The following is a 13516-nucleotide window of genomic DNA, read 5'->3' on the forward strand; positions in this document are numbered from 1 at the left end:
CCCTTTCTGTGACGATCCACAGAGAGGGCGGTTTCTATTGGATAAAAGTGACGAATCGTTTGGTAGTCTCCTGCTGATAGGCGCGGCTGATTGGCAGTTCTGCTCCGGTGTCCAGAAGCAATCCCCGCGCGGTTCGCTTATGGACGTGCTTCAAATTAACAACAAAGCTGTTGTGACAGCGGCAGAACGTGTCCCCCTGCAAATGGGAAAGCAACGCCCGAAAGCTTAGGTTGACGGATATGACTTCTTCCGGCAGATACACGGCGGCTTTGTGGTTGACCGCCTCCGCATAGAGAATATCCTGGACCATTACCTTGCGTAAGCCGCCGTTGACGGGCAGTGTGATCTGCTCCGGGCGGTAGTTTTTTCGCAGATCCCAGTCGATGACCTTTGCCAGCTTTTTCTCGTCCACCGGCTTCAAAAAATATCCCAGCGTATAGGTAGAAAAGGCGTCCTCCATATATTCCGTATAGGCGGTGATGTAGATAATGGAACAGCCAATATCGGATTCCCGCAGATAGCTGGCCAGCTCCACGCCGTTTTCCTGCGCCAGCCTAATATCCAACAAAAGCAGATGAAAAGACGCAGGCTGGTTCCGCAGAGCGGTCAGCAGCGGCCCCGCTGTGGAAAAGCTGGAAACGGTAAAGTCAATATCCCGCCGGAAATGGCGGGCCTCCAGAATACGGCAAATCATTGTCTCGTTTTCCTGTGCCATCAGCGGTTCATCCTCGCATATCGCAATACGGTACATGGGCAGTCACCTCCCTGCGGAATTGTTTGTATCATTATAGCAGTTTTCGGTGTTTCCGTCAAAGGGCATCGCCGCCTGTTATCTGAGGGATCGAAAATGCGTCTCACGGTGAGACGCATTTATAGGGATACCTGGGCGCATAAGCGCCCGCCGCCTTTGCCTGACGATAACCGCCGCACGTTCCGGGAAACGCTGGCGTTGCCCATAACGAAAAAACCGGCGCAAGCCGGTTTTGGGGTATGTCCCCCTTAACCACCAAAAGCACCGACGGCCTTTGGCTGTCAAGGCCCGCGCCGGACGCAAGCGTCCGGCGCGGCTCGTCTTGGCCTTGACGGACAAAGGGCGGTGGTGTAAAATCTGGCACATTGAGGGGGCATACCCCGCATTGTGACACTTTATCATGTTACAGCGTCTCTTTCACCAAACGCCACGCCCGCTGTACTAACGCAACAGCTTCTGCAATCTCTGCTTTTCCGCTGCCTTTGGTGGCGTTGGCCCAATATGCAATCTGATTTACGTTGTTCCCGATTGCCGACAACTCCCGCAGCAGGGCGGCGTAGGTGTCGGGTGGCTTCGGCTGAATGTTTACGTCCATAATACTGTGCCGGATCAGGGTGCTGGCATTGAGGCCAGACAGGACACATTGTTTCAGTAAATGCCTATATTCTATATCATCCAACCATAGGCCGATAAAATGTTCGCGTTTTCGCATGGCAGTCTCCTTTTTATAATGCGTCTCATGGTGAGACGTATTTTCCGTAGACTGGGGGTTTTAAGGGGGGTGCGTCCCCTAACAAGGGTCGTTTGTGTTTAACAAATGACATACTTGCTCGGACAGCACCGCCTTTTGGCTGCGCTGTCCGCTGTGGTGCCGCTGGGTAGGTGATTCCTTTTTTAACGGCGTTTTTTCCACAAAAGTAATGCGTCTCACGGTGAGACGCATTTCCCCAACATCGTGCTGAACAGTAGAAAAACTGTAAATGCTCATAATACGTACTATTTGATCTGGGTTCCTCTCTTAACTTGTATCCATCCATCTCAGGCTGTTTCGTGCTGGGGGCAGGGGGATAGATGGATTGATTAGTATGGATAAAATTAGTTTGGCTTTTATCAGTATAATTTGGGTTTGCATTTGAAACCTCAAAACGTCGATTTTCCCGACGCCTTGAAGTCGATTTTTCCGACCTCTGGATGTCGGAAAAATCAACCGATGAAATGGGTGCGGCAGGGCCTTGGCCGGGTGCCTCCATATTTTCCTGTACAGTGATCCGCTTGACAAAAACCCTGTCCGGCTTGCCCTGGCCCTGTTTGACGCGCTCAATCAGGCCGATTCCTTTGCTGGTATCCAACTCTGCCAATAACCGCATGGCCTTGTTTCGCCCGCAGCCTATGGCTTCGCAGACTTCTTTTACAGTGAAGTAAATATAAACCCGCCCGGTGTTGTCGTGCCAGCCATTTTTTGCGGACAGGCTCATGCGGTTCAGTAGCATACCATATAGTAGCTTGGCATCAGCGGACAGGGGCTTGAAATGGGGATGGATGATAAGTTGGCGGGGAATGCGAAAGTGTGAAAACTGTATTTCTTCATCGCCGCAAAAATAGTCTGATAAAGTTACGCTCGGCATAGATTGCCCTCCTTTTTGAAAATGAAAAACGCACGATTGACTTTGATTGTTAAATCGTGCGTTTTTCTGCCTGTTTGATTTTGTCACAAAGGTTTGCTTTTTCGGTAACTGCCTTATTATGTGTTGATTTTCGTCTTGTCCTTTATGCGTACCGACCTTATGTGAAGGAACCAGTTTTTCCCTGTAACCGATAATTTTCTTCTGTGCTTTCACATCAAATTGGCTGATTTCTTGGTTCGGATTATTCACCGCCATAAAGCATTTCTTATGGAGTGAGACCAGATTGTTGACACGATTCACCTTGTCCAGCGGGAGGTAGGGGTTAACCCGGTGCGCCCATGGCGTGCTGGAAATGAGCCAGCCGCCGCAGACCCGGCACTTGAGCTTGTCCCGATTCAGGGCATAAGCCCGATTCATAATGAACTCAAAGTTGTTGAGCTTTCCCCATTTTCCATAGCTGATGGCCCTTGCCGATTTCTCCGAGTACAGTTCATCGAAGCGCGCGTTGATACGCTTCTTTTTCGTGCGCTCGAAGTTGATTTGCCTTCCGGCTTCGGTATAGGGTGTTTCCGCCTGGTTTTTTGGTAAGACTTTTTCCCACTTGCAAAAGGTGATTGCGGTAAAGCCAATATAAATGTTGAGGTATTTGATAGAGGGTATTTTCTGCTTGTACTGTTGGTGGACGCGGGGAAGGTTCTGTGTCTGGTTTGCTGGAATCCATTTCCCCTTATATTGATTCAAGCGAGCTTTTTCCACCATCTGTAATCTTCTCCCACACTTTTTCATGGAAGTACCGACCCAGGTGCAGCATTGATAATATTGGATAAGCCCTCTAATTTGGCTGTTAATGCGATTGATTGCGCCAATCATCTGTTCCCGACTGTAGTTTAGGGGAATCTTCTTGATGTTATGGGCAATTTTGTCAACTTTCCGCTTTAATCGGTCTCTGTCTGGAATTGTCCTTGATATATAGCCCTGGCGGGATTTCCCCGGCACCATTTTGAACTCGTAACCTATAAATTTGATGTGTTTCTTTCGGATGTCTGTTATCAGCGTTTTCTCCTGGGATAGCGTCAGCTTCATTTTGCTTTGTAGAAAGGCTTGCAACCGGGCTTTCCAATCTTCGGCATGGGCGCGGGTGTCCGTGATAATCACAAAGTCATCCGCATAGCGGACAAGGTAGCTTGGTATCAGATTGCTCCTTTTGCGCAGAGCATGAAGTCTGGTTTCTGGTCTGGAATACGCTGTATGGGTTTTCTTGCGCTCCCATTGACTGGAAATCCATTCATCCATGATATCCAGATACACATTAGCCAGCAACGGACTGATGAGTCCTCCCTGCGGTGTTCCTTCCTCGTTCACCTCGCACTCGCCCATAACCCCGGCTTTCAGCATGGCCTTGATAATTTGCAAAACCCGCCTGTCCTTTACGCCCATATGGTATAAGCGTTTCAGCAAAATGGCGTGGTCAATGCGGTCGAAGCATTTGCTGATGTCACCCTCGACAATCCAGTAATAACCTGTATTGAACACAAGCGTTTTTGCCCGTTCTAATGCCATAGGCGCGTCCCGCATAGAGCGAAAACCGTAGGAATGGGCAAAGAACTGCGCTTCAAATATTGGCTCCAGCACAATCCTCATACACTCTTGTACGATTCTGTCCCGTATGGTAGGAATACCCAGCGGGCGTTTTTCGGTTTTTCCCGGTTTGTCGATATACACCCGGCGTATCCTCTGTGGTTCAAAGTGCTTAAATGCGTTTTGAATATCCTTTATCACCCAGGAATGTGAGCGTTGTAGATAGTCTTTACGCATGGTCTTAGAATCCACTCCGGGGGTCTCGCTGCCACGATTGCTCTTGATGTTGTGAATTGCTGTGATAATGGTTGCTTCTGCTGACATAATTTCCAGCAGGCCCCTAAACGCTGGGCGACCGCCCACGTCATAGGCCTCTTTGCTGTGCTGATACAGCTTATCCTGGATTTCGCGTAGTTGGGTTTCGGTTTTTGGGCAGTCGAATTGTTGTGCCATAACGCACCGCCTCCCTTCGGAATTGGTGTTTCTGGTGTTAGTCAGGTATGCCTACGGCTTCCTCGACTTTCTGTTCACATACGAATCTGCACTGACTATGCCCCTTCGCTCCACCCCCATTACAGGGGCTTCATCACTACTACGGGCTGATGCCCCATGGATTAACAGGTCATTTCCTACCCGCGCGGCGAAGGTGTCACTTCACTTACTTCAACAAATTGAAGTGCCGTCCATGGTTCCTTTGTTCCCTATGCTTTAGCTTCCAAATTCCAAAAGAGCACCTGTTAGATTTCCTGGTCAGCAAATATTTCATTGGGATCGCAGTGAAATCCTCTAAGCATCGCAAATTTAACGAGCAGATCAGAGCTTTAAGGAAGTAGAAAATACATAGCGATGTGTAGGCCGCTTATTCTCAAAAGGAATGGGCGGCCTTTTCAATGCCCCTACATAGCCGTCTGTCTCGCCGCAGGCGGTTAAAGCTAAATTTATGGAAATGGGGGGGAACCCCAAAATGGCGAAACTCCAGGTGATAAGCATAGCAAATCAAAAGGAAGGTGTGGGCGAAAGCGCCACCGTCTACAATCTGGGGGCCGGTCTTGCGCAGGGGCAAAAAGTCCCGTTGCTGGATGTGGTATGAGTGTTCATAACAATACTCCCGCAACCTCGCATGAAGTCAGGGCTTTTCGTCAACAGGAAAAGACATTTCATTGACTATGAAGAGTTATTTAAAATAAAGCATAGACAAAAAGGAAAATTGTGATATACTATAAAGTGGTAATTATTATAATGGATAATATCCAATATTTATTTAAAGAGAGGGGAAAACATGTTTACATCTATAGTACCTGTATTATATTTTTCGCCTTCAATAATTAATCAAATTGCTATTAATAACGATGATGGTTTAGTTGTGTCCAAGTCAAGTGCAAATAAAACCAATTTATCAGTGTCAATTAAGGCATTAATCGACAAAATATTTATTCCATTTAGCGCAGAAGGGGCGTCTGAATATGAAAAGTCGAAGGAAACACAGATCATTAAACAATACGATGATTTGTTTCGTGCAATACAGACAGTTAAGCAAGTTCAGGAAGAGGCTTTAAATGGCGAACTTCAAGCAGAAGATAACTCTATTGGCGCAATATCATTTGTAGATGGAATATTTAAACTTAATACTAAAAAATCAATTATTGATAATTCATTCTTAATTAGTGTTGAATGTGAGTTCGGTGAATATACGATACAAGGGATTACCTCGATTAATAATTGGACATCAATGAGCCTGATTAATCAATTGTTAATGCATGGAGAGGTGACTGCCTCTGCAATCGTATTTCCACTTTCTATTAAAGAGAAAAAAATACAAGCAAAGATTGCTTGTATTTTTATTATATAGGAGGCCATTATGGAAGAGTCAAATAACAATATTCTTTTTAATTTTTTTCTTTTGGGCTGCGAATGGGCAATTCTTTGCCGCAATAATATTTTATATTACGATATTCATGGAAGCAATATACTTTTAAAGGCAAATGGTGATTTTGCAGTAGTGGATATGGATGATGTTGAAATTTTTGAATTTCCAAAAGAGATAGAAAAATATGCCAATGGACTAATTAATTTATATACTAATTTTGGAATGGAATTTGGCGCTGCTTTTCGTTATGGCTTTATTAATGTTGCAGGTGATGTAGGATGTGTACTATATGATATTTTGTATAACAAAAATGAGTTAACAACTTTCAATAGCACTATCAGAAAAAGGAAAGTTGACATAAATGTGGAAAGCTTGACTAAGATATATGCGAAATGGAATGCTCTGATCGATGAAAGCTTTGTCAAAAAGGTGACAAACGGGAAGTATAAATATGGTGAGTTTTCTTTTATTGAATTGATGGAGCGGAATTCAGACGCTTATAATAACTTTAAAGAAGCTCATAAAGATGACAGAGATTTATTAAAACACGAGTATCAGGTATACTTTGCAAATGGACTTTTTTCTGAAAATGATTTTGATATTGTTGCATCAGCATTGACATTGTGTCAAATAGAATTTTTAGAGCAGCAATACTTTTTGGCAAGTTATTATTTTTGTGTAGCTCGCGAGAGGATAACAAATAATGAAGACTGTTTAATGTCTCTGAAAGAAGATATCTCCTGTGCAATATACCGATTCATTTCCAAGTTTGGACAAGATGGAACTCGAAGATTGTTAGCGTATGTTTTTCATGAGTCTTTTAGGTTAAGGCTACAGCGAAGCATCATAAATCATTTTTACGAAATATGGTATTGGTCAGATTTTGCAAGAGAACATTCGATTGAAGATTTTATAGAGGAAAGAAAATATGGTTGCTATAAATGCCATGACTGTAATAATGTTGATTTTTTTGATGAGGCAATTGTTGAGTGTAGATCGTGCGGTTCAAAAAATATAGAGCAAATTTCTTTAGAAGAATATATTAGCTTAAAAGTAGCATCCCTAATATCTCAAAATAATGATATTTCTAAGGAAGTATCTGTAGATCATACCAATCCAAAGGAGAAACTTCCTGAACTTAATAGTGTCGCATTAATTCCTCTATATATTCAAAAGATTAATACATCTGAGCGTAAAAATAAATACGCTGATGCTATTGAGTTAGCCATATGTATTGAAAAATTTTTACATAGCAATCCAAATATTTGTGATGATAAAGGTTACGTCATAGAAAAAGCGAGGACAGGGGGACAGATATTTTATTCTACAATTACCCCTAATGAAGTGGCAAAGCTGTTTTTAGATGGAGCCGAGAATGTCAAAAATGATTATGAGAGTTATATTTGCTATAAATTATGTGTCTTATATGAAAAAGAGAATAACCGAGCAGCAGCATTAGAATATGCAAGAAGGATAATCGAATTAGCAAATTGCTCACCAAGATGGTTGCAAAATGGTTATATTGAATGTGCATATGAGTTGTTGAAGAATCATTATGATGATATGGGTAACAAAAAAGAAGCCCTAATATATTCAAATATTATTTTTACATACAGTATGCTCACAAAGATTGATGATGAGTTTTCTAATGATACTAATAGTAGCGAAATAAGAGATACTATTACCATCCTTATGGATATTGGTAAGAGTAATGCAAGTGTAGGTAATATATCTCTTGCCTACTCATGCTATATACTTGCGCTGAGAATACATATTTATTATCATGGGAGTAGAGATCCTGAAACAGCTACAATTTATCACAATATAGCACAATTGTTTGCAGCAAAAAAGCTGTATGAGGATGCATATAATTTTTGGAGTGTGTCTTTAATGTTGCTTGAAGGTAGTAAAATCGAGAGATATGCAGAACAAATTTCTGAGATAGAAACGAGCGTTTTAAATGTCCTGTCTGAGTCAACTTCTCATGTCACCTTATCCGAATGGAAAAAAGAGTGGATGGCAGAGCGGGCATTTAATGTTTTTCCTGAAAAACGTTTCGAAAGGAAAACTTCACCCGATAATGAGATGCCTAAAAGAGAAATATCTATGGAGGAATTGCTAAAAGAATATGTAGTATATAACGCGTAAGATAATTTTTATTCGATATTTATTATCTGACAAGTATTTTTTTTTCGAGGGTACAAAATTGAAGCCAGCTATTTTTGAACCCTTTACAGTGTTGTGGCACTCCCTATGATAGAGATCGCTTCAAGTGAATTGGGCAACACTTGCCAAGAATGCAGAAATGTAGACGTGATGAAAGTATTTTTTGCAAAATATTTTGTAAGAACCGGCAAGACCTTGTGAAACAGCGCATTACGCCGCATTTCCTGACAACAGGCCACCCCAATTACTACGAATTTACTACCAAGGAATGAGTTTTGATACGACAAAACGCGGGGAAATGCGGACATACGGTTTAAGCCTTGCCCCTGAATAGCCGTCTGAAAATCACATATTGTCCGACTGCATAGGCCGTCTTTTCTGCATAGAAAAGGCGGCTTTTTCTATGCCGATACATAGCCGTCTGTTTCGCCGCAGGCGGCTAAATCTATGAAAAAGGAGGGAACCCCAATATGGCGAAACCCAAGGTGATAAGCGTAGCAAATCAAAAGGGCGGAGTTGGCAAAAGCACTACCGTCTACAACCTGGGGGCTTGTCTTGCGCTGGACGGAAAGAAAGTCCTTATGCTGGACACAGACCCCCAGGGGGACTTGACCAAGATGCTGGGCCAGCGCAAGCCCCACGACCTGCCCCTGACCCTCGCCAATGTCATGAGCGATGTGGTGTCCGGGAAAGAGCCGACCGGCCACCCGGAGATCATGCACCACCATGAGGGCTTTGACTTCGTGCCGGGGAACCGCAGCCTGTCCGCTGTGGAGGTCAGTTTGGTGAACGTGATGAGCCGGGAAACAGTACTCCGGCAGTATGTGGACAGCGTAAAGCGGGACTATGACTATGTTCTGCTGGATTGCCGTCCCTCGCTGGGTATGCTGGTCATCAACGCCCTGTCCGCGTCGGACTATGTTCTTATCCCTGTCCAGGCGGATTATCTGGCGGCGGAGGACATGACGGAGCTGGTGGGCACGGTGCGGAGCATCCAGCGGCAGATCAACCCCCGGCTGAAGATCGGAGGCGTGTTCCTGACAATGGCGAATGAAACCAACTTCCGCAAGGATATTGTCGCCACCGTCAAATCGAACTTTGGGAAACACCTGCCCGTGATGGACGCGGTGATCCCGGCAACGGTGCGGCTGGCGGAGGTCAGCACGGCAGACAAGAGCATTTTCCAGCATGAACCCAGGGGGCGGGCGGCGGAAGCCTACCGCAGTCTGACAAAGGAGGTGTTGAAGATTGGCGAAAAGCAGCGCAGCCGGACTTCTGACCTCAGTCGATAGTATGTTCACCACCCAGGAGGAACGGGACAACGCCCAGCGCAGCTATGTGACCGACCTCCCCACCGCTGAAATCAACGACTTCCCCAACCACCCGTTCAAGGTGCGGATGGACGAGAGCATGACGGAAATGGTGTCGAGTGTAAAGGAGCGTGGTGTCCTTTCCCCCGTGCTGGTGCGGCCCATGCCGGACGGCGGGTATCAGATGGTGTCCGGGCACAGGCGTAAAATGGCGGCGGAGCTGGCAGAACTGCCCACGGTGCCTTGTATCGTCCGGGAACTGACCGATGATGAAGCTGTCATTATCATGGTAGACAGTAACCTCCAGCGTGAGCAAGTTCTGCCCTCTGAGAAAGCCTTTGCTTATAAAATGAAGCTGAATGCCATGAAACGACAGGGACAACGGACAGATTTAACTTCTGTGCCAGTGGCACAGAAGTCTGGCGGTAAAACCTCACGTCAGATTTTGGGCGAACAGGTGGGAGAAAGCCAAGACCAAATTCGGCGCTATATTCGGCTAACCAACCTTATCCCCGAAATCATTGACATGGTGGACAATTCTGTGCTGAAAGAAAAAGGGCAGTTACAAATGGCCCTGCGCCCCGCCGTGGAGCTGTCCTATCTGACCGAGGCCGAGCAAAAGGACTTGTTGGAAACCATGACCGTTGAGGATTGCACCCCCCTCCCATGCCCAGGCCATCAAAATGCGGGACTTTTCCGAGAAAGGCAAGCTGAACGCAGACGTGATCCTCTCCATCATGCAGGAGGAAAAGCCCAACCAAGTGGAGCAATTCAAGATACCCCGGAACCGTATCGACAAGTTTTTCCCTGCGGGGACGCCCGCACAGAAAATCGAGGACACCATCGTAAAGGCGTTGGAGATGTACCGCAAGCGGGAAAGGGCGAGGGAACGATGAATGTCACACCTGGGGGACAGTCTGCCCTTTTGCGACCCTGGCACCTTCCACGTCCTCCCCCTCTCACACTCTCCCCCTCAAAACCTGCTGTACCTGCTGAAAAGAAAGACCCTGCCCATCCTTTTTCAGCCGGTAAAAACCTTTGAATCCGTGGAACGCCACGGGCTTTTTTCTACCCAAAATCAACAATATGGAGGTAATTTTCTATGAAGCGGAAAACCGCTATCCACGTAGCGCGGCTGCTGTGCGTCCTGGCCCTTGCCATGACCATGACCACCGCCGCCTTTGCCGCCGACCCGCCTGAACCCGCCCAGCCGTCCCCCTGTTACCCCACCGCCGTCACCCGGAGCGAGGACGGCGGCGAGATCAGGAAGATGTACGACCTGGGGCCGGAGGACGACCCCGCTGGCATCCCCCGTTCCGACTTTGAGCAGGAGGGCTACCCCGCTGGCATCCCCCGTTCCGACTTTGAGCAGGAGGGCTACCATTACACCCTGACTGACCTGCTGAAACAGGAACTTCCCGCCAACGAGAGCCGTCAGCACACGGAAACCGTGTCCGTGCCCAGCCAGAGCAAGGACATGGGCGCGGTGCTGGCCCTATTGCCGCAGACAAAGGAGTTTATTACCGAGGACGGCCTTGCCGGGACGCTGGCCCTGAAGCTGGACACGGTGAACGTGGAGGTTGCCGGTTATGGCAGCTCCACTAAGAGCATCACCGCCACCCGCACTTACCCCGGCCTTGCCGACCAGGACACGCAGTATATCCCCAAGTCCATCAGCGACAACGGCCACTCCCTGACCCTCCAGACCGTCAACTGGCAGACGGAGGGCGACGGCCACTTTACCGCCGTGGCGTCCTACTCCGGCTCCGCCACCAGTTCCTATGTGAAAGGCTACACCGTCACCGCCGACTATGCGGGCACTGTCAGCCGTATCAACCTGAATAAGATACGCTATGTGGCGATCTTCGAGGGCACAGCCCTGGAACCCGTGACCCCGGAAGAACCCGGCGACACCCCCAGCCCTGACCTGAACGACCCCGCTGACCCCACCGCTCCCGCCGAGCCGACCAACCCCACTGATGCCCCCACCGGCGAGAAGAACAACGTCCTGCCCGTGGTGGCAGTTGTTGCGGTGGTGCTGCTGGGCGGCGGAGCGTTCTACTTCATCAAACGCAGGAGGTAATGCACCATGAAAAAACTGACCATGCTTTTTTCCGTTCTGTGTCTGACGCTGGCCTTGACCGTCCCCGCCAGCGCCCTGGACTACAACATCGATGGCCCCGGCGACCCGGAGTACGGCAAGTCCACCTCCATCGAGCCGATGGTGACGGCTGACCGGGGCGAGCTGCCCAATGTGGACGTGAGCAAGAACGCGGCCCTGATCCCGCCCACCTTCGGGAGCGCCAGCGCCTATACCCTGAACACCGGCAACCCCCTGACCCCCAATCTGGCCCCCGGCTATATGCTGGGTGAGGGCGCAGCCATCAACGGCAGCGCCGGGATCACCGTCACCCCGCCTGACTTCGGCGGCATCCCCAGCGGCGGCACGTCCAGCGGAAACACGCCGACCACCACCCCCACCACCGGCTACACAGAGGTCACATCCGACCTCTATTACAGCGGCGGCTATCTGGCGACCCTGAAAATCCCCAGCCTGAACGTGAATGTGAAGGTCTACCAGGGAACGACCAGCTCCGTCCTGGCGAAAGGGGCGGGCCACTTCGAGGACACCAGCATTTGGGACGGCAACTGCGCCATCGCCGGTCATAACCGGGGAACGAACTGCTACTTCGGAGAAATCCACAATCTGAATGTGGGCGACACCATCACCCTGACCACCAAGCTGGGAACCCGCACCTACGCCGTCACCAGCGTGAACAAGATCAGCGAAACGGACAACTCCCTGCTGGCCCCCACCGCTGAAAACTGCGTGACCCTGTTCACCTGCGTCCGCAATCAGAGCGCCTACCGCTGGGCCGTCCGGGCCGTAGAGGTCTGACACCCGCTGAAAAGGTATTCGCACCTTAGACTGTTTCCCGCCTTTGTGGTACTGTTGGGACAAGCAAAGACCCCAACATATCACACAGGAGGTCATTCATAATGAAAAACAGTCTGAACCGTTTTATCGCCGGGATCGCCTGCACCGTCCTTATCGCCGGTTTGAGCGTTCCGGCCCACGCCGCAGAAGTCCAGCCGGAAGCCTACACCATCCAGACCACCCAATGGAGCCGGGAGGACTTTTCCCAGGACGCCAACCCGGACGTATTCACCGCCACCTATGACCGGGCGCTCTACAACGCCATCCGGCAGACGTTGGTGGACGGCACCAGCGATACCGCCCCCGCCTACACGATGGTGGGCGACAGCGATTACATCGCCGTCAAGAACCTGCTGGGCCGAATGGAGGGCGTTCTGCGGTACGAGCATCACGTCCCGGAGAACTTCACCAACTACTGGCAGTACCTGGACTACTTTGCTGTGTCCGCCGAAATGCCGGAGAACTACCAGGAACCGCTGGACTTCATCCAGCCCATCATCCAAGCCGCAGATGGGATGACCGACCGGGAGAAGGTGGAGTATCTGAACGACTACCTGTGTACCCTGCTGACCTACAAGAAGGGCAAGACGGCAGGCGTGACCCGCACCTTCGCCCAGCACAGCGGCGAGCTGGAAGCAGCCTGCGGCTCCTACGCCAGAGCGTTTAAGTTCCTGTGTGCGGCGGCGGACATTCCCTGCTTTACCATCAGCACCAGCAATCACACCTGGAATATGGTCTATGTGGACGGCCAGTGGCTCCATGTGGATGTGTCCGCCAACGACCTCTACCACCGGCCCTATATCCTCCTGATGGAAACGGTGGAGGGCCGCACCGACCAAGCGCCGGAGCAGACGGCTTTCTTGAAAGAGCTGTTCGTCCCCGGAAGCACCAAGTAAGACAACCGAACACCGCATCGGAAAGGCAGACTGTGAGAGCAGCCTGCCTTTTCTTATGCCCGGAAAGAAAGGAGAACCTATGAAACACAAGCATTTCAACCGCCTGCTGTCCATGCTGCTGGTGGTGGCTACGCTGTTTGGCCTGATGGCACTCCCCGCCAGCGCCGCCACGCTGGAGAACAGTGGCACCGTTACCATCCAACAGGCCGGGTACGGCAACTATCTGTCCAAGAAGAACGGCGGCACCATCGGCGGCGGTTACTGGAAGTACACCAGCAACGATGGGCTGACTGGCACCGCCTACTGCGTCAACCACGGGCTGAAAGGAGTATCCCCCTCCAAGTCCCTGACCGTCCAGCCCTACAACCGGGAACCCAAGACGATG

At 49.2% G+C, this 13516-nt stretch carries 10 protein-coding genes and 2 pseudogenes; 9 read left to right on the top strand and 3 right to left on the bottom strand.

The window, feature by feature from the left end; all coding sequences use genetic code 11:
* Nucleotides 1-34: 34 nt before the first annotated feature.
* The 3 genes from D1641_RS12995 to ltrA form a co-directional block, all read right to left on the bottom strand.
* A complete protein-coding gene (locus tag D1641_RS12995; protein WP_160666388.1) occupies nucleotides 35-751 on the bottom strand; it encodes a LytTR family DNA-binding domain-containing protein in 717 nt (238 codons plus the stop codon).
* Nucleotides 752-1154: 403 nt separating this feature from the next.
* Nucleotides 1155-1463 carry a MobC family plasmid mobilization relaxosome protein gene (locus D1641_RS13000; protein ID WP_160666390.1) on the bottom strand — a complete coding sequence of 103 codons (309 nt, stop codon included), beginning with the start codon at nucleotides 1461-1463 and terminating at the stop codon, nucleotides 1155-1157.
* A gap of 25 nt (nucleotides 1464-1488) precedes the next feature.
* Nucleotides 1489-4407 carry a group II intron reverse transcriptase/maturase gene (gene ltrA, locus D1641_RS13005; RefSeq protein ID WP_160666392.1) on the bottom strand — a complete coding sequence of 973 codons (2919 nt, stop codon included), beginning with the start codon at nucleotides 4405-4407 and terminating at the stop codon, nucleotides 1489-1491.
* A gap of 511 nt (nucleotides 4408-4918) precedes the next feature.
* Between ltrA and D1641_RS13010 the strand changes: the two are divergent.
* The 9 genes and pseudogenes from D1641_RS13010 to D1641_RS13050 all read left to right on the top strand — a co-directional run.
* Nucleotides 4919-5035 (top strand): annotated as a pseudogene (locus D1641_RS13010) (ParA family protein); the annotation flags it as partial.
* A gap of 198 nt (nucleotides 5036-5233) precedes the next feature.
* On the top strand, nucleotides 5234-5803 hold the full coding sequence (locus tag D1641_RS13015; RefSeq protein WP_160666394.1) for a hypothetical protein: 570 nt from the start codon (nucleotides 5234-5236) through the stop codon (nucleotides 5801-5803).
* A 9-nt stretch (nucleotides 5804-5812) separates the two neighbouring features.
* Complete coding sequence (locus D1641_RS13020; protein WP_160666396.1) at nucleotides 5813-7969, top strand: tetratricopeptide repeat protein; 2157 nt, start codon at nucleotides 5813-5815, stop codon at nucleotides 7967-7969.
* 488 nt (nucleotides 7970-8457) lie between these two features.
* Nucleotides 8458-9279, top strand: coding sequence for a ParA family protein (locus tag D1641_RS13025; RefSeq protein ID WP_160666398.1), 822 nt, complete (start codon nucleotides 8458-8460; stop codon nucleotides 9277-9279).
* Nucleotides 9236-10193: pseudogene (locus tag D1641_RS13030) on the top strand (ParB/RepB/Spo0J family partition protein). Before D1641_RS13025 ends, D1641_RS13030 begins: the two are co-directional and overlap by 44 nt.
* Nucleotides 10194-10399: 206 nt before the next feature.
* Entirely contained in the window at nucleotides 10400-11380 is a 981-nt protein-coding gene (locus tag D1641_RS13035) for an LPXTG cell wall anchor domain-containing protein (protein WP_160666400.1), read from the top strand.
* Nucleotides 11381-11386: 6 nt separating this feature from the next.
* Complete coding sequence (locus D1641_RS13040) at nucleotides 11387-12196, top strand: class D sortase (RefSeq protein WP_160666402.1); 810 nt, start codon at nucleotides 11387-11389, stop codon at nucleotides 12194-12196.
* A 101-nt stretch (nucleotides 12197-12297) separates the two neighbouring features.
* Entirely contained in the window at nucleotides 12298-13131 is an 834-nt protein-coding gene (locus D1641_RS13045; protein ID WP_160666404.1) for a transglutaminase domain-containing protein, read from the top strand.
* A 79-nt stretch (nucleotides 13132-13210) separates the two neighbouring features.
* On the top strand, nucleotides 13211-13516 hold a 306-nt coding region (locus D1641_RS13050), incomplete at its 3' end, for a hypothetical protein (RefSeq protein ID WP_160666406.1).

Origin of the sequence: Colidextribacter sp. OB.20 (assembly GCF_009911595.1) — a bacterium.
Classification (GTDB): Bacteria; Bacillota; Clostridia; order Oscillospirales; family Oscillospiraceae; genus Lawsonibacter.

What these genes read in the sequence shown, in the direction of transcription:
- ltrA (WP_160666392.1), bottom strand. Translation starts at nt 4,407, where the DNA reads ATGGCACAACAATTCGACTGCCCAAAAACCGAAACCCAACTACGCGAA.
- D1641_RS13015 (WP_160666394.1), top strand. Translation starts at nt 5,234, where the DNA reads ATGTTTACATCTATAGTACCTGTATTATATTTTTCGCCTTCAATAATT.
- D1641_RS13020 (WP_160666396.1), top strand. Translation starts at nt 5,813, where the DNA reads ATGGAAGAGTCAAATAACAATATTCTTTTTAATTTTTTTCTTTTGGGC.
- D1641_RS13025 (WP_160666398.1), top strand. Translation starts at nt 8,458, where the DNA reads ATGGCGAAACCCAAGGTGATAAGCGTAGCAAATCAAAAGGGCGGAGTT.
- D1641_RS13035 (WP_160666400.1), top strand. Translation starts at nt 10,400, where the DNA reads ATGAAGCGGAAAACCGCTATCCACGTAGCGCGGCTGCTGTGCGTCCTG.
- D1641_RS13040 (WP_160666402.1), top strand. Translation starts at nt 11,387, where the DNA reads ATGAAAAAACTGACCATGCTTTTTTCCGTTCTGTGTCTGACGCTGGCC.
- D1641_RS13000 (WP_160666390.1), bottom strand. Translation starts at nt 1,463, where the DNA reads ATGCGAAAACGCGAACATTTTATCGGCCTATGGTTGGATGATATAGAA.
- D1641_RS13045 (WP_160666404.1), top strand. Translation starts at nt 12,298, where the DNA reads ATGAAAAACAGTCTGAACCGTTTTATCGCCGGGATCGCCTGCACCGTC.
- D1641_RS12995 (WP_160666388.1), bottom strand. Translation starts at nt 751, where the DNA reads ATGTACCGTATTGCGATATGCGAGGATGAACCGCTGATGGCACAGGAA.